16 protein-coding genes are annotated in these 19039 nt (G+C 73.3%); 10 read left to right on the top strand and 6 right to left on the bottom strand.

The window, feature by feature from the left end:
* The first annotated feature begins 59 nt into the window (after window positions 1–59).
* Both DPM19_RS03320 and DPM19_RS03315 read left to right on the top strand, forming a co-directional pair.
* Window positions 60–1283 (top strand): acyl-CoA dehydrogenase family protein, encoded by a 1224-nt coding sequence (locus DPM19_RS03320; protein ID WP_111863244.1) that lies wholly within the window; start codon window positions 60–62, stop codon window positions 1281–1283.
* Complete coding sequence (locus DPM19_RS03315) at window positions 1280–1963, top strand: TetR/AcrR family transcriptional regulator (RefSeq protein ID WP_233509778.1); 684 nt, start codon at window positions 1280–1282, stop codon at window positions 1961–1963. The genes DPM19_RS03320 and DPM19_RS03315 overlap by 4 nt, the downstream gene beginning before the upstream one ends.
* Here the strand turns inward: DPM19_RS03315 and DPM19_RS03310 are convergent.
* On the bottom strand, window positions 1960–3492 hold the full coding sequence (locus tag DPM19_RS03310; protein ID WP_111863376.1) for a class I adenylate-forming enzyme family protein: 1533 nt from the start codon (window positions 3490–3492) through the stop codon (window positions 1960–1962). The two genes, DPM19_RS03315 and DPM19_RS03310, sit on opposite strands and share 4 nt — an antisense overlap.
* Before the next feature lie 5 nt (window positions 3493–3497).
* Window positions 3498–4511 carry a 3-oxoacyl-ACP synthase III family protein gene (locus DPM19_RS03305; RefSeq protein WP_111863243.1) on the bottom strand — a complete coding sequence of 338 codons (1014 nt, stop codon included), beginning with the start codon at window positions 4509–4511 and terminating at the stop codon, window positions 3498–3500.
* 485 nt (window positions 4512–4996) lie between these two features.
* Between DPM19_RS03305 and DPM19_RS03300 the strand changes: the two genes are divergently transcribed.
* Window positions 4997–5353 (top strand): ATP-binding protein, encoded by a 357-nt coding sequence (locus DPM19_RS03300; protein WP_146778727.1) that lies wholly within the window; start codon window positions 4997–4999, stop codon window positions 5351–5353.
* A 16-nt stretch (window positions 5354–5369) separates the two neighbouring features.
* Here DPM19_RS03300 and DPM19_RS03295 read toward each other — a convergent pair whose 3' ends face one another.
* The gene (locus tag DPM19_RS03295) at window positions 5370–5723 is read right to left on the bottom strand and encodes an STAS domain-containing protein (protein ID WP_111863241.1); all 354 of its coding nucleotides are present in this window, start codon (window positions 5721–5723) and stop codon (window positions 5370–5372) included.
* A gap of 325 nt (window positions 5724–6048) precedes the next feature.
* On the opposite strand from DPM19_RS03295, the gene DPM19_RS03290 reads away from it, so the two are divergent.
* Window positions 6049–6948 carry a helix-turn-helix domain-containing protein gene (locus DPM19_RS03290; protein WP_111863240.1) on the top strand — a complete coding sequence of 300 codons (900 nt, stop codon included), beginning with the start codon at window positions 6049–6051 and terminating at the stop codon, window positions 6946–6948.
* 14 nt (window positions 6949–6962) lie between these two features.
* On the opposite strand, the gene DPM19_RS03285 is transcribed toward DPM19_RS03290, so the two are convergent.
* Entirely contained in the window at window positions 6963–7790 is an 828-nt protein-coding gene (locus DPM19_RS03285; protein ID WP_233509777.1) for a sulfotransferase family protein, read from the bottom strand.
* A gap of 134 nt (window positions 7791–7924) precedes the next feature.
* Here DPM19_RS03285 and DPM19_RS03280 point away from each other — a divergent pair, with 134 nt between their 5' ends.
* The 4 genes from DPM19_RS03280 to DPM19_RS03265 all read left to right on the top strand — a co-directional run bounded on the left by DPM19_RS03280 (window position 7925) and on the right by DPM19_RS03265 (window position 15531).
* Complete coding sequence (locus DPM19_RS03280; protein ID WP_111863239.1) at window positions 7925–9988, top strand: RNA degradosome polyphosphate kinase; 2064 nt, start codon at window positions 7925–7927, stop codon at window positions 9986–9988.
* 438 nt (window positions 9989–10426) lie between these two features.
* A complete protein-coding gene (locus tag DPM19_RS03275; RefSeq protein ID WP_111863238.1) occupies window positions 10427–13237 on the top strand; it encodes an AAA family ATPase in 2811 nt (936 codons plus the stop codon).
* Window positions 13238–13336: 99 nt separating this feature from the next.
* Window positions 13337–14521 carry a carboxylate-amine ligase gene (locus tag DPM19_RS03270; protein WP_111863237.1) on the top strand — a complete coding sequence of 395 codons (1185 nt, stop codon included), beginning with the start codon at window positions 13337–13339 and terminating at the stop codon, window positions 14519–14521.
* Window positions 14518–15531 (top strand): iron-containing redox enzyme family protein, encoded by a 1014-nt coding sequence (locus DPM19_RS03265; protein ID WP_111863236.1) that lies wholly within the window; start codon window positions 14518–14520, stop codon window positions 15529–15531. The genes DPM19_RS03270 and DPM19_RS03265 overlap by 4 nt, the downstream gene beginning before the upstream one ends.
* 27 nt (window positions 15532–15558) lie before the next feature.
* Here the strand turns inward: DPM19_RS03265 and DPM19_RS03260 are convergent, their stop codons facing one another.
* Window positions 15559–15795, bottom strand: coding sequence for a CDGSH iron-sulfur domain-containing protein (locus DPM19_RS03260; RefSeq protein ID WP_111863235.1), 237 nt, complete (start codon window positions 15793–15795; stop codon window positions 15559–15561).
* Window positions 15773–16456, bottom strand: a complete 684-nt coding sequence (locus DPM19_RS03255) for a HemK2/MTQ2 family protein methyltransferase (RefSeq protein WP_111863234.1) — start codon at window positions 16454–16456, stop codon at window positions 15773–15775. The genes DPM19_RS03260 and DPM19_RS03255 overlap by 23 nt, the downstream gene beginning before the upstream one ends.
* Window positions 16457–16562: 106 nt before the next feature.
* On the opposite strand from DPM19_RS03255, the gene DPM19_RS03250 reads away from it, so the two are divergent.
* Together DPM19_RS03250 and DPM19_RS03245 are read left to right on the top strand one after the other, a co-directional pair.
* Window positions 16563–17483 carry an ABC transporter ATP-binding protein gene (locus DPM19_RS03250; RefSeq protein WP_111863233.1) on the top strand — a complete coding sequence of 307 codons (921 nt, stop codon included), beginning with the start codon at window positions 16563–16565 and terminating at the stop codon, window positions 17481–17483.
* Window positions 17480–18256 (top strand): ABC transporter permease, encoded by a 777-nt coding sequence (locus DPM19_RS03245; RefSeq protein WP_111863232.1) that lies wholly within the window; start codon window positions 17480–17482, stop codon window positions 18254–18256. The genes DPM19_RS03250 and DPM19_RS03245 overlap by 4 nt, the downstream gene beginning before the upstream one ends.
* Window positions 18257–19039 lie beyond the last annotated feature (783 nt).

Genomic DNA, 19039 nt, shown 5'->3' with positions numbered 1-19039 from the left:
GGAACGGGTTCCCGGGACGCCCTCTCACAAGTGACTGACGCGTCAGTTACTCTAACGGAATGGATTTTGGTTTGAGCGAGAGGGCTCAGGAGTACCTGGGCCGGCTCCAGGAGTTCATGGACGAGCACATCTACCCGGCCGAGCACCTGTACGAGACCCAGCGCGCGGAACTCTGCGCGGCGGGACAGGAGCACACCGTGCCGCCCGTGGTCGAGGAACTCAAGGTCGAGGCGCGCAAGCGCGGCCTGTGGAACCTCTTCCTGCCCGACTCCGACGACCCCGCGCACGGCCTGACGGTCACCGACTACGCCTCGCTGGCCGAGCTCACCGGCCGTTCCCCGCACCTCGCCCCGGAGGCCACCAACTGCGCGGCGCCCGACACCGGCAACATGGAGGTGCTCCACCTGTTCGGCACGCCCGAGCAGAAGGAGCGCTGGCTGCGTCCCCTGCTCGACGGTGAGATCCGCAGCGCCTTCGGCATGACCGAGCCCGACGTCGCCAGCTCCGACGCGACCAACATCTCCACCCGGATCGAGCGCGACGGCGACGAGTACGTCATCAACGGCAGCAAGTGGTGGATCACGGGGTCCGCCGACCCGCGCTGCAAGATAATGATCCTCATGGGCAAGACCGACCCCGAGGGCCACCCCTACATGCAGCAGTCCATGGTGCTGGTGCCCCTGGACACCCCCGGGGTCGAGGTCCGCCGGGCGCTGCCCGTCTTCGGCTACTCCGACCAGCACGGCCACTGCGAGATCGTCCTCACCGACGTGCGGGTACCGGTCACCAACCTGATCGGTCAGGAAGGTGGCGGGTTCGCCATCGCCCAGGCACGGCTGGGCCCCGGCCGCATCCACCACTGCATGCGCGCCATCGGCATGGCCGAGCGGGCGCTGGAGATGATGTGCGAGCGGGCCTCCTCCCGGGTCGCCTTCGGCGGGGCCCTGGCCGAACAGGGCGTGGTGCAGCAGCAGATCGCCGAGTCCCGCATGGCGATCGAGCAGGCCCGCCTGCTCACCCTGAAGACCGCCTGGCTGATCGACAAGCACGGCGTCAAGGCGGCCCGCAAGGAGGTCGCGGCCATCAAGGTCGTCGCGCCCCGGGTGGCCCTGGACGTCGTCGACCGGGCCATCCAGATCCACGGCGGGGCCGGCGTCAGCGATGACACCCTGCTCGCCCGCGCCTGGGCCTCGCTGCGCACGCTGCGGCTGGCCGACGGCCCGGACGAGGTGCACGTGCGCTCGGTCGCCCGCGCCGAACTGCGCCCGTACCGCCGCTCGTGAGCGACGCGCCGGGCGACTCCGCCTCCGCTGCCCCCGCCGCACGGGCCGTACGGCAGCGGATGCCGTTCGCGCGCCGCCGCGAGCAACTACTCGCGGCGGCGCTCGGCGAGTTCGCCCGGCGCGGCTTCCATCTCACCCAGATGGAGCACGTCGCCACCGCCGCACATGTCTCCAAGGCGCTGCTCTACCAGCACTTTCCCTCCAAGGAGGGGTTGTTCACCGAGGTCAGCACCGTGATCGTCAATGATCTGACCGATCGGCTGAACACGACGGTCCCGGGCGCCGGCGGGGCCGAGCGGGCGATCCAGGCCATGGTGCGGGTCCTGTTCGACTACGCCACCGAGGAACCCGAGGCGTGGATGCTGCTGGTCCGGCACCTCGACAAGCCCGAGATCGGGGTCGAGTTGCGGGAGTTGCGGGAGCGGCTGGGGGTGGCCTTCGCCGACCTGCTGATGGCCCGGCGGCGGACCGATCCAACGCTGTCACCTGCCGCGCTGGCCGCCAACGAGCGACGGGTCCGGCTGCTGGTGCCCCTGATGTACGGGTCGATGCTGTCGATCGTGTCGTGGTGGCTGGAGCACCCCGACACGCCCCGGGAGCGGGCCGAGGCCATCGCCACGGAGTTCATCTGGCTCGGCCTCGAGCGGCTGCGGCGTGGCGAGCGGCTGCCCCGGACCTAGGGGCCGGACAGCAGCCCGCGCAGCGCCGCCCGGTCGAGCTTGTGCGACCGCCCGCCGCGCGGCAGTTCCGGCAGCGCGACGATCCGGTCGGGCAGCGCGCCCGCGTCGAGCACCTCCGGCAGGGTCCGGTGCAGCCGCTCGACAAGTGGTCCGGGCGGTACCGTCCCGTCGGGCACCACGGCCAGCACCACGGTCTCGTCCCCCGTCACCGGGTCGGGCAGGCCGACCAGCGCGGCCTCGGCGACCCCGGGCAGCGCGGCCACGGCGGGCTCGTACAGACCGGGGTAGATGTTCACCGCACCCCGGATGATCATGTCCTTCTTGCGGCCGACCAGCACCAGCCGGCCCTGCTCGTCCAGCCGGGCCAGGTCGCCGGTGGCCACCTCGGTCAGCGGCGGCTCGCCGAGATAGCCCAGGCAGGCGTTGGGGCCGCGCAGCAGCAACTCCCCGTCGGCGGCGATCCGGGCGGTGATCCCGGCCGGTACCGCGCCCAGCAGGTCGCCCCCGGCGCCGGCCGCCCAGTGCGCCAGCTTCTCGGCCGCGGTCGCGACGGCCACCGGCAGCATCTCGGTCATGGCGTAGACCGACAGCACCTCGGTCCCGGGGCCCGCGGCCGCCACCGCACGGCGCAGCACGGCCGGCGGCACGGGCGCCGAGCCGAGCAGCAGGTGGCTCAGGGAGGGCGGCAGCGCCAGGTCCTCGTCCAGCATCCGCGCCAGGTGCACCGGCACGCAGAGGGCGTGGGTCACCGAGCGCCGGGCGACCTCCGCCATGAACCCCCGCACCGGGTCGCGGCTGGACGGGATCGACCACCGCGCGCCGGCGAGCAGCGCGGGCAGGCCGAGCATGAACCCGCTGTCATGGATCACGTCGGCGGGGCCGAGCGGGAAGCGTTCCCGGCACAGTCCGAGCCCGGCGGCCAGCGAGGCCGCGGTGTGCACCACCCCGCGTGGCGCGGCGGTGGTGCCGGAGGTGAAGACCACGACCGCCGGGGCGGCGGGGTCCCGGTCGTGGGACGGCTCGGGGGCGGGCCCGTGCGCCAGGTCGGCGAGGCGCAGCGCGTCCCGCGGGACGCCAGGCAGCCGGGGCCCGGTGTACACGTGCCGCAGTGCCGGGGCGGCCAGGCCGGGCAGCAGCAGCCCCCGGTCGCGGGCGAACCGGCGCAGCGCGCGGACCCGGTTGATCGTGTACAGCGCCGACTCGGCCACCGCCCAGCGCGGCCGGGCCAGCCGCAGCCGGGCGGCGAACATCTCCGGTCCCGCGCCCGGATCGACGAGTACGAGGGTGCCGCCCGCGGCCACCACCGCCAGGGCCGTGACGACCGTGTCCGCCGACGGCCGCACGCCCAGCAGCACGCCGTCGCCGGGGCGCAGCCCGGCGCCCGCCAGACCGTGCGCGACGGCGCGCACCCGGCGGCCCAGTTCGCCGTAGCTGACCTCCTCGTCGCGGCGGCCGGTCACCAGGGCGACCGCCGCGGGCCGCTCCGCCGCGACCGCGAGTACCCGCCCGACCAGGTCCGCCTCGTCCACCGGCTTCACAGTTCCAGCAGGACGGTGCCCATGCTGAGCCCGCCGGCCAGCCCGAGCAGCGCCACCCGGTCGCCGGGGCCGCAGCGGCCGTCCTCGATCGCGGTGGCGAGTTGCAGGGGCAGCGTGGCGGAGGCCAGGTTGCCGTGCCCGGGCAGCGTGACCACCAGCCGGTCGGCGGGGATGCCGGTCAGCTCGCGCAGTTCGTCCAGGTACGCCATGGCCACCTGGTGCACACAGACCACGGCGAAGTCGGTCCAGGCCAGCCCGGTCTCGGCGAGCGCCTTGTCGAAGATCTCGGTGCCCAGGGCCAGGAACGCCTCCCGCAGCCGTCGGCCGTCGGCGCGGAAGTAGCCGTACTCGGGGTCCCGCGGATGCATGGTGCCGCCGCCGGGCAGGGTGCCGATCTCCCAGCGGGCCGAGTCGGCGGTGAAGGACCGGTGGAAGATCCCGCCCCGCGCCACCGGCTCGACCAGGACCGCGGCGCCCCCGTCCGACATCGTGTAGCCGGGGAAGGACTCGACGAACTGGCGGAAGCCCCGGACGTTCCAGCGGATCGCCCGGGACGGCATCTCCCCGGTGCACACCAGCACCCGGGAGTGCTGGCCGGTGCGGATCAGCGCCTCGGCGATCTGCACGGCGTTGAGGAAGCTGTTGCAGGCGTTGGTGACGTCGAACACCGGGCAGCCGGCCCCCAGCTTGGCCGCCACGATGTGGGCGGTGGCGGGCTCGACCATGTCCCGGCTGGCCGAGCCGAAGACGATCAGGTCCAGGTCGGCGGCGGCGAGCCCCCGCCCGGCCAGCAGCCGGCGCGCCGCCTCGGCCGCGAGGTCGGACGCCTGCTGGTCGTCGCGGCCCAGATGCCGGACGGTGATGCCGGTCATCCGCTCGACGATGCCGGGCAGCGGCCGGTAGCCCGCGCTCTCCGCGGCGACGCGGTGCTCCACCTCGTCGCTGGTCACCAGGTGCTCCGGCAGATACGTCGCCACCGCGGTGATGCCCGCTCGGCCCCTGTCGCCCATTCCGCCGTCCTCGCTCCCGCAGCGCGTGCCGGGCGGAGGACGGCCGCGCTGTACCTGCTCCCCCCGGAGGTCAGCTCCAGAACATACCGGCCCGCCCGGGTACGGGCGGATCTCCAGCCCCGGAGGAAATACGTCGCAGGCCTGCTTCCACCCGAAAACCCGGCAAAGTCAATGTGAAGCGAAAGAAGAAGACATCTTCTGGGTACCCCGGTGGCGACCTCTTCCAGCGAGGCTGGCATTGTCATGCTGCTGACAACGGGCCTCCGCGCGCTTTGGGCGGCGATCCAAGCGCTGCCGCCGGATCGCGTGATGTGGTGAGTACTCACCGGGAATGCGTCGGGACCCACCCCTCCCGCGGCGTTCCGCCCGGCAGGGGCAGTGGAGAGGTTGGTGCGGCCACCGTGCGAGGACACGTCGAGGATCGGGTCAGGCCGTCCTGTACGGGCGAGCACACGCATCGGGTGCCCGTGGGCACCGTTCTCGGGATGATGACGCTGCGAGACCGCTACGAGGACGTCGCGCACGCGCGCCGGTTCGTGGCGGCCACGCTGCACGACCACCCGGGCCGGGAGACGGCCGTACTGCTGACCAGTGAACTGGTGACCAACTCGATCGTGCATGGCGAGGGCCTGGTCACGGTGGCCGTCGTCAGCGTCTGCGACGGCGTGCGGGTCGAGGTGGGCGACGGCGGGTCGGGCACCGTGCCCCGGCCGCGGATCGCGACCGACTCCGCCGAGAACGGGCGCGGCCTCTTCCTCGTCGAGCACCTGGCGGACCGGTGGGACCACGTCCGTGGCGCGGCCGGGCTGACGACCTGGTTCGAGTTGGCGAACGGGGCCTGAGACGCGCTCCGAAGGGTCATTCTCCGGCCGGCCCCGGCACGCCCTCCCAGATTTCGAAGGCCGCCAGCATCCCGGTGATGCGCAGCACCTCCCGCACCCTGCCGTTCACCCCGGCCAGCACCAGGCGCCCGCCCGGGCCGCCGATCTGCTTCCAGGCGCGGACCAGGCCGCCCAGGCCGCACGAGTCCATGAACGTCACCGCCGACAGGTCGATGATCACGCGCGGTGCCGGGGTACCCGCGCAGACGCGTTCGATCTCCTGGTGGAACAGGGGCAGGGCCGCCACGTCCAGTTCGCCCGCCAGTTCCACCACCATCCACAGGCCGGTCCGGCCCGTCGTGACTTGCAGAACTTCCGTGGTACCGGTCATCCGCAATTCCTCATAATGAGTCGGCAAGGGGACGGCCAACTTACCCAGTGCACCGCCCGCAAACCGGGGAACTCCTGACTTCCTTTACCGAAGGACGTCTCCTCGGCCCCGCTGACCGACCAGCAAGTTTCCGGTCCACCGCCCGGTCTTGACAACCGCGGCCACCGCCATGATCATCACCATCCTGGGACGGCGTGGGGGCGCGCAATCCGGACCGGAGATGACAACCGGGTAAGAATGAGAACGGTCCACTGGGCGGGGAGGCACGGATGTGCAACACTGACCCGCATATCCAAGGAGACAGCGGATTGTCCAGGAAGTGGCGATGAACACGGCCCCAGCCGCAGAGGGTTCCCCCGTCAGTCCCCTGCAGGGACACTCCCGCAGCGGCCCCACCGTGCGCCGCATCGTCCTGGGCGCGCAGTTGCGCCGGCTGCGCGAGCGCCGCGGGCTGTCCACCGAGGAGGCCGGTGACGCGATCCGGGCCTCGCACTCCAAGATCAGCCGGATCGAGCTGGGCCGGGTGGGGTTCAAGCAGCGCGACATCACCGACCTGCTGACCCTGTACGGGGTGACCGACTCCGAAGAGCGCGCGATGACCCTCCAGCTGGCCGTCGAGGCCAACCGGCCCGGCTGGTGGCACCGCTACAGCGACGTGCTGCCCCGCTGGTTCGAGGTCTACATCGGGCTGGAGGAGGCCGCGTCGCTGATGCGGGCCTACGAGGTGCAGTTCGTGCCCGGGCTGATGCAGACCCGCGAGTACGCCCGGGCCGTGATCAGGCACGGCCACGCCGAGGCCACCCAGGAGGAGATGGACCGCCGGCTCAGCGTGCGGATGGCCCGGCAACTCCGGGTCGGCGAGGCGCTGTCACTGTGGGCCGTGGTGGACGAGGCGGCGCTGCGCCGGCCGATGGGCGGCCCGGAGGTCATGCGCGACCAGATCCAGCACCTGCTCAACATGACCGAGCAGCCGAACGTGACCCTCCAGGTGGTGCCCTTCGCCAGCGGCGGCCACGCGGCGGCGGGCGGCCCGTTCACCATCCTGCGGTTCGCCGAGCCCGCCCTGCCCGACGTCGTCTACCTGGAGCAGCTCAACAGCGCGCTCTACCTCGACAAGCCGCACGACACCGACGGCTACATGCGGGTGATGGACCGGCTGTGCATCCAGGCCGCCCAGCCGGCCGAGACCAAGCGGATCCTGTTCGACCTGCTCAAGTCCTACTGAGCGGCCGCCCGCGCCTAGTACCCCCAGGCACGGGCGAAGTCGCGCAGCCCCTTCGGCACGTCTGCGGGCGGGGGCGTTCCGGGCTGCACCCGCCCCGACTTGATCCGTGCGCTCCAGTCGCCGAGCCCGGCCTCGAAGTTCCGCTCTCCCGTCAGGCCGTACTCCAGCATCTTCGGCTCCCAGTCCACGCCGATGAACCGGCACAGGTCCTGGCAGACCGACTCGGGATCGGCGGTGAGCTCCTCGTACCGGACGACGTGGCCGGGCAGTTCGGTACGCGCCTCCTCCAGGGCCGTCATGTAACGGCGGACGCTCTCGACGGCCTCGTCCTCGGAGTAGCGCGGCCGGGCCCGCCACCAGGACGCCAGCACCGCGCCCGGATGCCGCAGCAGGAAAACGAAGCGGGCGTCCCGCCAGCACCCGGCGATCCGCCGCCACATGAACAGGTCGTCGGGCGACTTGTTGACCAGGATCTGCTTGCCGCTGGACATCAGCTCCCGGTGCAGCACCCGGTCCCACAGCAGATGCTCGAGCTCGCGCTCCGAGAGCCCGAGACCCGCCATCGACCGGGCGACGTAGTCGTTGTGGAGATCGACCTTCAGGTCGCGCAGATGCAGTTCGTGCGGGGCGTGCATCGCGGAGTGGCCGTCGATGATCACACGCAGCAGGGTCGAGCCCGAGCGGACCGAGGACATCAGGAACACCGGCGCGGCGAGCAGCCGGTCACCGTTCGCCGTCAGGGCCGCCGAGGTGGACAGGGGCTCCGACCTGCGTGACCGCACGATCTCGTAGCCGGCCCGGCGCAGCACTCGGTTGGTCGAGTTTTTCCATTTCACTGACATATCGGAGAGTTTCTCACTCCTTGAAAGGGGGTGTGCACGCAGAGTATCGACTTCGGGGTCGCAGGGAGCCGATTTCGGAACGGTCGCCCCGGCGCGCGGGACGGACCCGTCGAACCGTTTGAGAAGGTGGGGACATGGACACCCTGCCGGCCAGGTCCCCCGAGTTGCCCGCCGACCGCTTCCACGACCGTGAGGAAAGCTGGTTGCGGTTCAACCAGCGTGTCCTGGAACTCGCCGAAGACCCCGGAGTCCCCCTGCTGGAACGGGTCAGGTTCCTGTCGATCTTCTCCAGCAACCTCGACGAGTTCTTCATGGTCCGGGTCGCCGGACTGCTGCGCAGGATGGCCACCGGGCTCGTCGGCGAGTCGGCCAGCCGGCGCCAGCCGCGCCAGGTGTTCGCGCGGATCGGCGAAGTGGCACACGAACTGGTGCTGCGGCAGGCCAGGTGCTTCCACGAGGAGATCTGTCCCGCGCTGGCCGCGCAGGGCATCGAGATCCTGCGGTGGGAGGCGCTGACCGGAACCGAGCGATCCGCCCTGCGGAAGCTGTTCACCGACAGCATCCAGCCGGTACTGACGCCGCTGGTCGTCGACCAGGCCCACCCGTTCCCCTACATCTCCGGGCTGTCCCTCAACCTGGCCGTGGTCGCGCGCGACCCCACCGACGGCACCACCCGGCTGGCCCGGGTGAAAGTCCCGCCGAGCCTGCCCCGCTTCGTCGAGGCCGAGCCGGGGCGGTTCGCCCTGCTGGAGGACGTGATCGCCGAGCACCTGGACGAGCTGTTCATCGGCATGGAGATCATCGAACGGCACGCCTTCCGGGTCACCCGCAACGCCGACCTCGACGTCGACGAGGACATCACCGAGGACCTGCTCCAGGCGCTGGAGCGGGAACTGGCCCGCCGCCGGTTCGGCCCGGCGGTCCGGCTGGAGGTCGAGGAGTCGATCACGCCCCAGGTGCTGGAATGGCTGGTGGAGGAACTGGATGTGGAACCCGAGCAGGTCTACCGGCTGCCGGGGCCGCTCGACCTGGCGGGACTGAGCGACGTCACCGACCTCGACCGGCCGGAACTGAAGTACCCGCCGTTCATCCCCGACGGCCGGGCCCTGCCCTCGGACACCGACGTGTTCACCACGCTGCGCGAGCGCGACGTGCTGGTGCACCACCCCTACGACTCGTTCGCCCGTAGCGTGCAACGGCTGGTCGAGGAGGCCGCGGCCGATCCGCAGGTGATGGCGATCAAGCAGACCCTCTACCGCACCAGCGGCGACTCCCCCATCGTCGACGCCCTGATCGACGCCGCCGAGGCAGGCAAGCAGGTGGTGGTGATCGTCGAGATCAAGGCACGGTTCGACGAGCGGGCCAACATCTCGTGGGCGCGCAAGCTGGAACGGGCCGGCTGCCATGTGGTCTTCGGATTCGTCGATCTGAAGACGCACTGCAAGCTGGCGCTCATCGTCCGGCGGGAGGCCGACGGGACGCTGCGCCGCTACTGCCACATCGGGACCGGCAACTACCACCCCAAGACGGCCCGGCTGTACGAGGACCTGGGCCTGTTCACCGCGGACCCGGAGATCGCCGCCGATGTCGCGTCCATGTTCAACCACCTGACCGGGTTCTCCCGGCCGTCCGAGTACCGGCGGCTGCTGGCCTCGCCGACGACGCTGCGGGCCGGGCTGGTCGACCGCATCGCCCGCGAGGTCGAGCACCACCGGGCGGGACGGCCCGCGCGGATCCGCTTCAAGTGCAACGCGATGGTGGACGGCGGGGTCATCGACGCGCTGTACCGGGCCTCCCAGGAGGGCGTCCCGATCGAGATCTGGGTGCGCGGGATCTGCGCGCTGCGCCCCGGGCTCCCGGACCTGTCGGAGACGATCCAGGTGCGCAGCGTGCTCGGCCGCTTCCTGGAGCACTCCCGCATCTACGCCTTCGAGGGGGGCGGCGAGCCCGAGGTGTGGATCGGCAGCGCGGACCTGATGCACCGCAATCTCGACCGCCGGGTCGAAACCCTGGTCCAGGTGACCGATCCGGTCGGCGCCGGCTACCTGGCCGCGCTGTTCGACCGGGCGATGGACGACGAGACCACGACCTGGCGGCTGGACTCGGCCGGCCACTGGACCAGGTGCGGGCACGACGACGTCCAGGAGCACCTGATGCGCCTGCACGGGCGCGCTCGGGTCACCGTCGAAGAAAGCTGAAACACCGTTTTCGGCCACCTCCGCCGAGTGGTCATGGACCGTCCGGGACGGCGATATGACCATCCGGTCAGCAACGCCTGCCCACGGCTGTGGTGGTTCACAACAGCGCCGGTGAGCGGTTGCCCCGGCGCCCAATTTCCGCCCCGGGCACTGGACCTGGGTCGGGCGCCCATGTTGGTCTGGGCCTTGACCCCTGAGGGAGGCAGGATGAATGCAACACCGACGAAATCAGGGGTTGCGGCCCTGCCCGCCATGCCGATCACGCGGTTTCCGGGTGCCCCCGCGCTCGACCCGGCAGACCGCTCCGGCACACATTCCGGTCCCGGCGCCACCGGCGCCGGCAGGCCGGGACCACCCCGGGCGGACGGGAGCCTTCGCCTGTAACGGCGCGTGGACGGTCGCCCAGGGCCGAAACCGCCCCGGGCGGGAAGGAGCGACATGCGACTCGATCCGCTCTGCGTAATCCCGGCCGACACCCCTGGCCACGAGGCCGAGCCGGCCGCCGGCGGCGGCACCCCTTCGCCGCTGTACGGACGTGACCGCGAGCTCGCCGCCCTGACAGAACTCCTCACCCGTGCCCGCGCCGGACAGGGCGGCGCACTGGCGATCCTCGGCGGCCCGGGCATGGGTAAGACGGCACTGCTGGAGGCCGCGGTCCGGCAGGCGGCGGACTTCCGGACGCTCGGCACCCGGGGCATCCGGCAGGAGACCGCGCTTCCCTACGCAGGGCTGCACCGGCTGCTGCGCCCGATGGCGGCGCGGACCCGGCAGCTCCCCGGCCCCCAGGCCGCCGCGCTCGCCCCCGTCACCGGCGACGGCGAGAGCCCGGCCGGCGACTCCTTCACCCTGTGCGCCGCGGTGTTCGGCCTGCTGGCCGACGCCGCGCGCGGCGGCCCGGTGCTGTGCTGGATCGACGACGCCCAGTGGCTGAACCGGGTCTCGCTGGAGGCACTGACCTTCACGGCCCGGCGGCTCACCACCGAGCCGGTCGTCATGCTGTTCGCCGCCCGCGACGACCGCGAGGGCACGCTCCGGGAGCGCTGCCTGGCCGACATCCCGGCCCTCTCCCTCGCCGCCCTCGGCGAGGACGCCGCGCACCGGCTGCTCGACGGCCCGGTCCCCGGCGAGCTGGCCGGGGAGCTGGTCGAGCTCGCCGCGGGCAACCCGCTGGCCCTGGTCGAGCTGGCCGCCGCGCTGACCCCCGCCCAGCGCGGCGGCGAGGCCCCCGCGCCGCGGGCGCTGCCCGCGCACAGCTCCCTGCGCGCCCTGTACCGTCGGCGCTACCTGCGGCTGCCGACCGGAGCCCGGCGGCTGGTCATGATGGCCGTGGCCGACGAACGGCTGGACATGGACACGCTGGCCCGGGCCGCGGCGCTGGCCGGCATCGACCTGGCGGAGCTGGACGCCGCCCGGGCCGCCGGCCTGATGCACGTCGACGGCGAGGCCGTCGGCGTACCGGACCCGCTGATCCGCTCCTGCCTGTACGCCGACGCGCCACCGGCCGAACGCCGCACCGTGCACCGGTTGCTGGCGGACTCGCTCGACCGGCAGTGGCACCGGCTGCGCCGGACCTGGCACCGGGCCGCCGGCGCCGAGGAGCCCGACACCGAACTCGCCGACGAGCTCGGCGAGGCGGCCGCCGAGGCCCGGGCCGGCGGCGACCATGTCGCCGCCGCCCGCGCGTGGCAGCGGGCCGCCGTGCTCACCCCGGATCTCGAACTCAAGGCCAGCCGCTTCATCGAGGCGGCCACCGACCACTGGATGTCCGGGCGGACCCGCCGCGCCGCCGCGCTGCTCCGGCAGGTCCGGCCGTTCACCGGCACCGGCGAGCTGCGCGGCCACGCCGACCTGCTCCAGGGCGAGATCGAGCTGCGCGACGGCGTTCCGGCCACGGCGGCCCAGATCCTGACCGACACGGCGGAGCGGCTGGCCGGTTCCCACCCTGCCAAGGCCGTCCGGGCGCTGAAGCTCGCGGCGGAGGCCGCCTATCTCACCGGCGACAACCAGAGCCGGGTGGGCCTCGCGGACCGCGCCGAGACGCTGCGCGACGCGGTGCGTACCCCGGCCGACGAACTGCTGATCGACATGCTCGGCGGGATGGCCGACACCTACCGGGGCCGGCACGTCGAGGCGAAGGAGAACCTCCACCGTGTGGTGAAGCTCGCCGACTCGATCGACGGCTGCGCGATCCGGGTGTGGGGAAGCGTTGCGGCGCTGGCCCTGGGCGATGTGCAGAGCTCCCACGACCTGGCCGTCAAGGGCGTCACGGAGGCGCGGGCCCAGGGGGCGAAGTCCCTTGTGCCGTGGGCGCTGGAGTCCCTCGCCCGCGCCGAGATGTGCCTGGGCCGGTTCTCCTCCGCCACCGCCAACTCCACCGAGGGCCTGCGGCTGGCCCGGGCGACGGGCCAGGAGAACGTGGCGCTGGAACACCTCGCGCTGCTGGGCCTGCTGGCCGCCACCCAGGGCGACCGGGAGACCGCCATGTCACACCTGGAGGATCTGGCCGAACCGCTGCGGACCCGGGGCATGGCCAAGGCGGGCGCCACCGTCTCCTGGGCGCTGGCCTGCCTGGACCTGGCGGACGACCGGCCCGCCGAGGCCGCCGCCCGGCTGCGGTTGATGGCCTTCACCGGGCCGGCGCACACCACCGTCCGGGTGCTGGCCACCCCGAGCTTCGTGGAGTCCGCCGTCCGCTGCGACCAGCACGAGCGGGCGGTCCGGGCGCTGCAGATCTTCGCCCTCTGGGCGGAGGGCACCGGCAGCCCCGGCTGGCTGGCCCTGGTGGAGCGCTGCCGCGCCCTGCTCGCCGACACCGACGACTCCGCCGGCGAGCACTTCGCCAAGGCGCTGCGGCTGCACCACAGCGGGTACTCGGCGTTCGAGCTCGCCCGCACCGAGCTGCTGTACGGCTGCTGGCTGCGCCGCGGCCGCAAGCCCCGGACCGCCCGGGAGCACCTGCGGAACGCCCTGCAGATCTTCCAGCACTACGGCGCGGAGAAGTGGTCCGAGCGGGCGCGGACGGAGTTGCGCGCCACCGGGGAGACCGTCGAGCCGGCCGGTTCCCGGACGGTCGACGAGCTGACCCCGCACCAGTTGCAGATCGCCCGGCTGGTCGCCGAGGGCGCCACCAACCGGGAGATCGCCGCCCAGCTGGCGCTCAGCCCCCGCACCATCGACCACCATCTGCGCAACATCTTCGCCCGGTTGCAGATCCGCTCCCGGATCGAGCTCGCCCGGCTCTTCCACTAGCCCGGCGGTCCGGTGCGGCCCGCCGGGATGAGCGGTCCGCACCGGGGCACGGGGAGTGGCGGTACGGGGCCGCCCGGTCCCGGGAGGAGGCGCGGCCGGATGAGCGGGCTCACGATGGGGGTCGAAGAGGAGTTCCTGCTGGTCGACCCGGGCTCGGGACGGGCGGTGCCGTGCGCCGCCGCGGTGCTCGCCCGGGCTGGCCGGGAACCGTGCCCGCCGGGGGCGGAACTCCACCCCGAGCTGTCCGCCACCCAGGTGGAGGCCACGACCGGGGTGTGCACCGACCTCGCCGGGCTGCGCGACCACCTCCGCGCGGGGCGGCACCGGCTGGCCGCCGCGGCCCGGGCCGAGGGCGTCCTGCTGATCTCCTCCGGCACCCCGGTGGTGGCCGCTCCCCCGCCGCCGCACTCGTCCGGTGAGCGGTTCGCGGAGATCGTCCGGCGGTACGCAGGAGTGGTGGACGGCTACCAGACCTGCGGCTGCCACGTCCATGTCGGGGTTCCCGACGCCGGGACGGGCGTGGCCGTGGTCAACCACCTGCGGCCCTGGCTGCCGACCCTGCTCGCCCTGTCGGCCAACTCGCCGTTCGGCGGGGGTCGTGACACCGGGTATGCGAGCTGGCGAATACTGGAGCAGTCGAGCTTCCCGGGCGCCGGGACACCGCCGTGGTTCCCCTCCGCCGCGGCCTACCGGCGGGAGGTCGACCGGCTCGTCGAGTGCGGGACGCTGGTCGACTCCGCCATGACGTTCTGGCTGGCCCGGCCGTCCCCCCACCTGCCGACCGTGGAGGTCCGGGCCGCGGACGCCGCCGCCACCGCGGACGAGGCTCTCCTGCAGGCGGCGCTGGTCCGGGGGCTGGTCCGCACCGCGCTGGACGACCTGGCGGCGGGCCGGGAGGCGCCGCGGGTGGGTGACCCGGTGTGCGCCGCAGCCGTGTGGTCGGCGGCCCGGTACGGGCTGGGCGGGCCTGGGGTGCACCCGCTGGAGGAGCACCGGGTCCCCGCGGTGCGGCTGGTCGCCGAGCTGGTGGACCGGGTACGTCCCGCGCTGGAGGAAGCGGGTGACCTCGCCCCGGCGAGCACCCTGCTGGCCGGGGCGTTGCGGCGGGGCACGGGCGCGGACCGGCAGCGCCGGGCTGCGGCCGGCGCCGGCGGGTCCCGGGCGGTGCTCGGCATGCTCGCCGCGCAGACCCTGGAGGGGACGGGCGGGCATGGGCCCGCCCTCGCGGGGTACCGCATCGGCGCCGCCGCGAACCGGCCCGGCGGCACCGGGGAGGAGAGATGACCGTCACCGAGACGGGTGCCGGCACGTCCGCGCCGCCGCTGCCCGGGCCGCGCGGCCCGCTGTCGGAGGCCGTGCTGCACGTCTTGACCCGGCGCCGGCCGGCCGCGCCGCTACGGGCCGTTCCCGCCGAGCCCTTCGGCGAGGACCTGCAACTGGCCCTGTACGTCTGCTACGAACTGCACTACCAGGGTTTCGCGGGGGTGGATCCCGGCTGGGAGTGGGAGCCGGAGTTGTTGCGGTTGCGCGCCGCGCTGGAGAACGCCTTCCTGACGGCGCTGCGCGCCGCGCTGCCCGGCGGCTCGGACGTGACCGGCGCGCTGGCGGAGCTGCTGGTGGAGCCGGCGGACGGCGCGGGTGTCTCGCACCATCTGCGGGACGAGGGCGAATGGTGGCAGTTCCGCGAGCACACGGCGCACCGCTCGATCTACCACCTGAAGGAGGCCGACCCGCACGCCTGGGTGATCCCCCGGCTCCAGGGCCGGGCGAAGGCGGCCCTGGTGGCGGTGGAGTTCGACGAGTACGGCGGCGGGCGGGCCGAGCGGATGCACTCCCGGCTGTTCGCCGACCTGATGGCGGGGATCGGCCTCGATCCGGGCTACGGCCGCTACCTGGAGGCGGTACCGGCCGAGATGCTGGCGACCGTGAACATGATGTCGCTGTTCGGGCTGCACCGGGCGCTGCGCGGAGCCCTGGTGGGTCACTTCGCCGCGGCTGAGATCACCACCGCCCCGGCGGCCCGGCGGATGGCCCAGGCGCTGGAACGGCTGGGCGCCGACCCCGGGTGCGCGCTGTTCTACACCGAGCACATCGAGGCGGACGCCGTGCACGAGCAGATCATCCGCCGGGAGGTGATCGGCGACCTGCTCGACCGGGAGCCCGGTCTGGCCGCCGACGTGGTCCTGGGGATCCAGGCCACCGGTTTCCTGGAGGACCGGCTGGGTGCGCACCTGCTGGCACGGTGGCGGGCGGGCCGCAGTTCCCTGCGCGAGCCGCTGACCGCCGACTCCTGAGGCGACTCCTGAGGTCCGCGGGCCCGGTCAGCCGTCCGGCCGCGGGTCCGCCGGGCGGGTCCGGCGGCGGTGGCTGGTGTCGCAGAGCGGGAAGCGGCGGCTGCGGCGGCAGGCGCACAGCGCTACCACGAACCGGTCGGAGACGACCTTCCGGCCGTCGTCGAGGACGATCTCCACCGGGCCCTCCACCAGGATCGGGCCGTCGGGCACCACCGTCACCCGGCGCCGGTCGGGGTCCGTCTCATGCCTGGGGCCGGTCGGCACGGATCACCACCAGTTCCTCGTGACGCTGGCCCGGGGCGATCAGCCCGTGCGCCTCCAGCCGGGCCGCCCGGGTTCGCATCACCGGTCCGAACGGTTCCGGCCGCCGGGCGATCACGGCTGCTTTCAACCCCGCGGCGCGTAGCGAGGCCAGTGTCGTCCGTATCCCGCACAGCGCCGAATGCACCAGCAGCAGCGTTCCGCCGCGGGCCAGCAGCGGCGGTGCGCCCGCGCAGATGCGGTCGAGCAGCAACCGCCCGTGCGGCCCCGCCTCCCAGGCCCGGCTCCGGCCGTGCCGGGGCGGGGAAACGTCCGGGCCGGGCACGTAGGGCGGGTTGGCCAGGATCACGTCGAAGGACTCGTCGGCGACCGGGGCGAGCAGGTCCCCCCGTAGCGCCCGTACGCGCAGCCCGCGCAGCCGGGCGTTCAGCCGCGCGGTGTACACGGCCCGGGCCGACACGTCGATCGCGGTCACCCGGGCGCCGGTGTGCCGGGCCGCGGCCAGTGCCAGCGCGCCGGTGCCCGTGCACACGTCCAGCACCCTGGCCCCTGCGGGGGGTGCCGCGTCGCGGAACGCCGCGGCCAGCAGGAAGGTGTCGCCTTGGGGGCGGTACACCCCGGGTGGTCTCAGCAGCCACACCCCCCACCAGTACCGCCACAGCATCACTACAAACCCTCTATATCAGGACATATAGCCTCGACTCTGGCATCAGCCCCCGGGAACGGCCGGTTCGGTTCCTCCATGAGGAGGAGGGCCGCGATGGGAGCATATGTCCGTGATCACGATTGATGGACTGTCCAAATCGTTCGGTTCCGTCCGGGCGGTGGACGGGCTGACGTTCAGCGCCCAACCCGGCACGGTCACCGGGTTCCTGGGGCCCAACGGGGCCGGGAAGACCACCACCCTGCGGATGCTCCTGGGCCTGGTCACCCCGACCTCCGGCCGGGCGCTGATCGACGGCCGCCCCTACGCCGAACTGGAGCGCCCCGCCGAACTGGTGGGCGCCGCCCTGGAAGCCACCGGATTCCACCCCGGCCGCAGCGCCCGCAACCACCTGCGCGTCATCTGCGCGGCCGCCGGGCTCCCCGTGCAGCGGGTCGACGCCGCCCTGGAGCTGACCGGGCTGACCGAGGCCGCCGACCGCGGGGTGGGCGGCTTCTCGCTGGGCATGCGGCAGCGGCTCGCCCTCGCCGCCGCCGTCCTGGGCGAGCCCGAAGTGCTCATCCTCGACGAGCCCGCCAACGGCCTGGATCCGGCCGGCATCGCCTGGCTGCGGTCGCTGCTGCGCAACCTCGCCGACGGCGGGTGCACCGTCCTGGTGTCCAGCCACGTGCTCTCCGAGGTCGAGCAGACCGTCGACCACGTGGTGATCGTCGCGCGCGGCCGGCTGGTCCGGGACGTGGCGCTGGCGGAGCTGATGCACGACCACGGCGGGCTGCGGGTGCGCACCGCACAGGCCGCCGAACTGACCGCCGAGCTGGAGCGGGCCGGGGCGAGTGTCCGGACCGACGACGGGCGGCTGCTGGTCACCGGGGTGAGCGCCGAGCGCATCGGCCAGGCCGCGCTCGACGCCCGGGCGGTGCTCACCGAACTCACCGAGGAGCGCTCGGGACTGGAGGAGATCTTCTTGCAACTGACCAGGGACGAGATGCTGGGCGCCGAGCCCGCCGGGACGGTGGCGGGCTCGTGATCCGGCTGATCCAGGCGGAGCTGCTGAAGATCCGCAGCACCCGGATGTGGCTCGGCATGCTCGCGCTGAGCCTCGGCTTCACCCTGCTCGGCCTGGGCTTCTTCATCGCCCTGGCCGGGGTCGAGATGAACGGGCAGCCGGGCCTCCCACCGGTCACCGACCCCGAGACCGTCCGCGGGTTCTACGCCTCCGCCAGCGGCGGCGTGCTCTTCATGATGATCCTCGGAATCATCGGGATCACCGGCGAGTACCGGCACCAGACCATCACCCAGGCGTTCCTGACCACCCCGGGCCGGAACAGGGTGCTGATCGCCAAGCTGATCTCCTACTCCCTGTTCGGCGCCGCCTTCGGCGTGGCGAACGTGGTGTTCACCGTGGCGATCGCGCTGCCCGCGCTGGCGATCAAGGGCGGCTCGACCTCGCTGCTCGACCACGACGTGCCGATCATCCTCGGCGGCACGGTGCTCGCCATGGCGCTGTACGCGCTGGTCGGGCTGGGGCTGGGCGCGCTGATCCGCAACCAGGTCGCGGCGATCATCGTGGCGGTCGGCTGGACCCAGCTCGTCGAGAGCCTGCTGACCGTCCTCGTGCCGTCAGTCGGCCAGTGGCTGCCCGTGGGCGCGGTCCGGGCGATCACCCGGGTCACCGGCTTCGGCGGTGGAGCCGAGCTGGACACCCTGCCCGTCTGGGGCGGCACGCTGCTGCTGCTCGGCTACGGGCTGGCGTTCGCCGCCATCGCCACCGTCACCACGGTCCGCCGCGACATCACCTGACCGGCTCCGCCACGGGCGCTTCCCCGCGGGCCGGCCGGCGGGGTGCGCGGCCGGCTCGCCGGACCGGTGGGCCGGCCCGGGCAGGAACAGGGCCGCGATCGGCACGTCGAGGATCTGGCTCAGGGCCAGCAGGTCATCGGCGTCCAGCGAGCAGTCGGAGACGGCGGGGGGCAGTTCCGCGGTCGTGCGGCGGCGGCCCGTCCGCGCGGCGAGACCGTCCGCCACGGCCTGCGCCGGCAGGCCCCGGGCCTGGGCCCACCAGGCGACGTTGGCGGCGACGACCTGGTTCATCGTGCGGTCCGTCCGGCCGGCGGTGGCCGATGGCGCCGCCGTAGCGGCGGGCCGCCGGCGACGGGTCAGCAGCGGCAGCGGGACGAGCAGGGCACCGAGGAGCGGCAGGGCCCACGGGTAACTGGCGGTCTCGGCGGTGAAGGCGATCGGCTCGTCCAGCCCGGTGATCTCGCCGCGGACGGTGTAGCGGCCGAAGGCGGGGGCGGCCAGCGAGAAGGGGATGTCGTAGCTGCGCTCCTGACCGGCGGCGAGCGTGCCCAGGGCCGGCGCGGTGATCAGGTTGGCGGGCTCGGGGCCGCGCCCGGCGGTCAGGGACAGCAGCGGGTCGATGAGCGGCACCGTCCCCTCGTTGCGCAGGGTGACCCGGAGGGTGCGCCGGGCGGAACCGCCGAACCATGCCTCGACCGGGCCGCCGCCGCGCACGGCGACCCTGGTGGCGGTGAGCCGCCGGGTGCCCGCACCGGTGGCGGTGGGCCGCTGCCCGGCGGCCAG

The organism is Actinomadura craniellae (genome assembly GCF_003289645.1).
Classification (GTDB): Bacteria; Actinomycetota; Actinomycetes; order Streptosporangiales; family Streptosporangiaceae; genus Actinomadura_D; species Actinomadura_D craniellae.
Note: the sequence above shows the minus strand (reverse complement) of the source record. Positions and strands in the feature narration are given on the sequence as shown.

Excerpts from the sequence above, each read along its gene's own strand:
- DPM19_RS03320 (WP_111863244.1), top strand. The coding sequence starts at position 60 with ATGGATTTTGGTTTGAGCGAGAGGGCTCAGGAGTACCTGGGCCGGCTC.
- DPM19_RS03305 (WP_111863243.1), bottom strand. The coding sequence starts at position 4,511 with ATGGGCGACAGGGGCCGAGCGGGCATCACCGCGGTGGCGACGTATCTG.
- DPM19_RS03300 (WP_146778727.1), top strand. The coding sequence starts at position 4,997 with ATGATGACGCTGCGAGACCGCTACGAGGACGTCGCGCACGCGCGCCGG.
- DPM19_RS03295 (WP_111863241.1), bottom strand. The coding sequence starts at position 5,723 with ATGACCGGTACCACGGAAGTTCTGCAAGTCACGACGGGCCGGACCGGC.
- DPM19_RS03290 (WP_111863240.1), top strand. The coding sequence starts at position 6,049 with ATGAACACGGCCCCAGCCGCAGAGGGTTCCCCCGTCAGTCCCCTGCAG.
- DPM19_RS03285 (WP_233509777.1), bottom strand. The coding sequence starts at position 7,790 with ATGTCAGTGAAATGGAAAAACTCGACCAACCGAGTGCTGCGCCGGGCC.
- DPM19_RS03280 (WP_111863239.1), top strand. The coding sequence starts at position 7,925 with ATGGACACCCTGCCGGCCAGGTCCCCCGAGTTGCCCGCCGACCGCTTC.
- DPM19_RS03275 (WP_111863238.1), top strand. The coding sequence starts at position 10,427 with ATGCGACTCGATCCGCTCTGCGTAATCCCGGCCGACACCCCTGGCCAC.
- DPM19_RS03270 (WP_111863237.1), top strand. The coding sequence starts at position 13,337 with ATGAGCGGGCTCACGATGGGGGTCGAAGAGGAGTTCCTGCTGGTCGAC.
- DPM19_RS03265 (WP_111863236.1), top strand. The coding sequence starts at position 14,518 with ATGACCGTCACCGAGACGGGTGCCGGCACGTCCGCGCCGCCGCTGCCC.
- DPM19_RS03255 (WP_111863234.1), bottom strand. The coding sequence starts at position 16,456 with ATGCTGTGGCGGTACTGGTGGGGGGTGTGGCTGCTGAGACCACCCGGG.
- DPM19_RS03250 (WP_111863233.1), top strand. The coding sequence starts at position 16,563 with ATGTCCGTGATCACGATTGATGGACTGTCCAAATCGTTCGGTTCCGTC.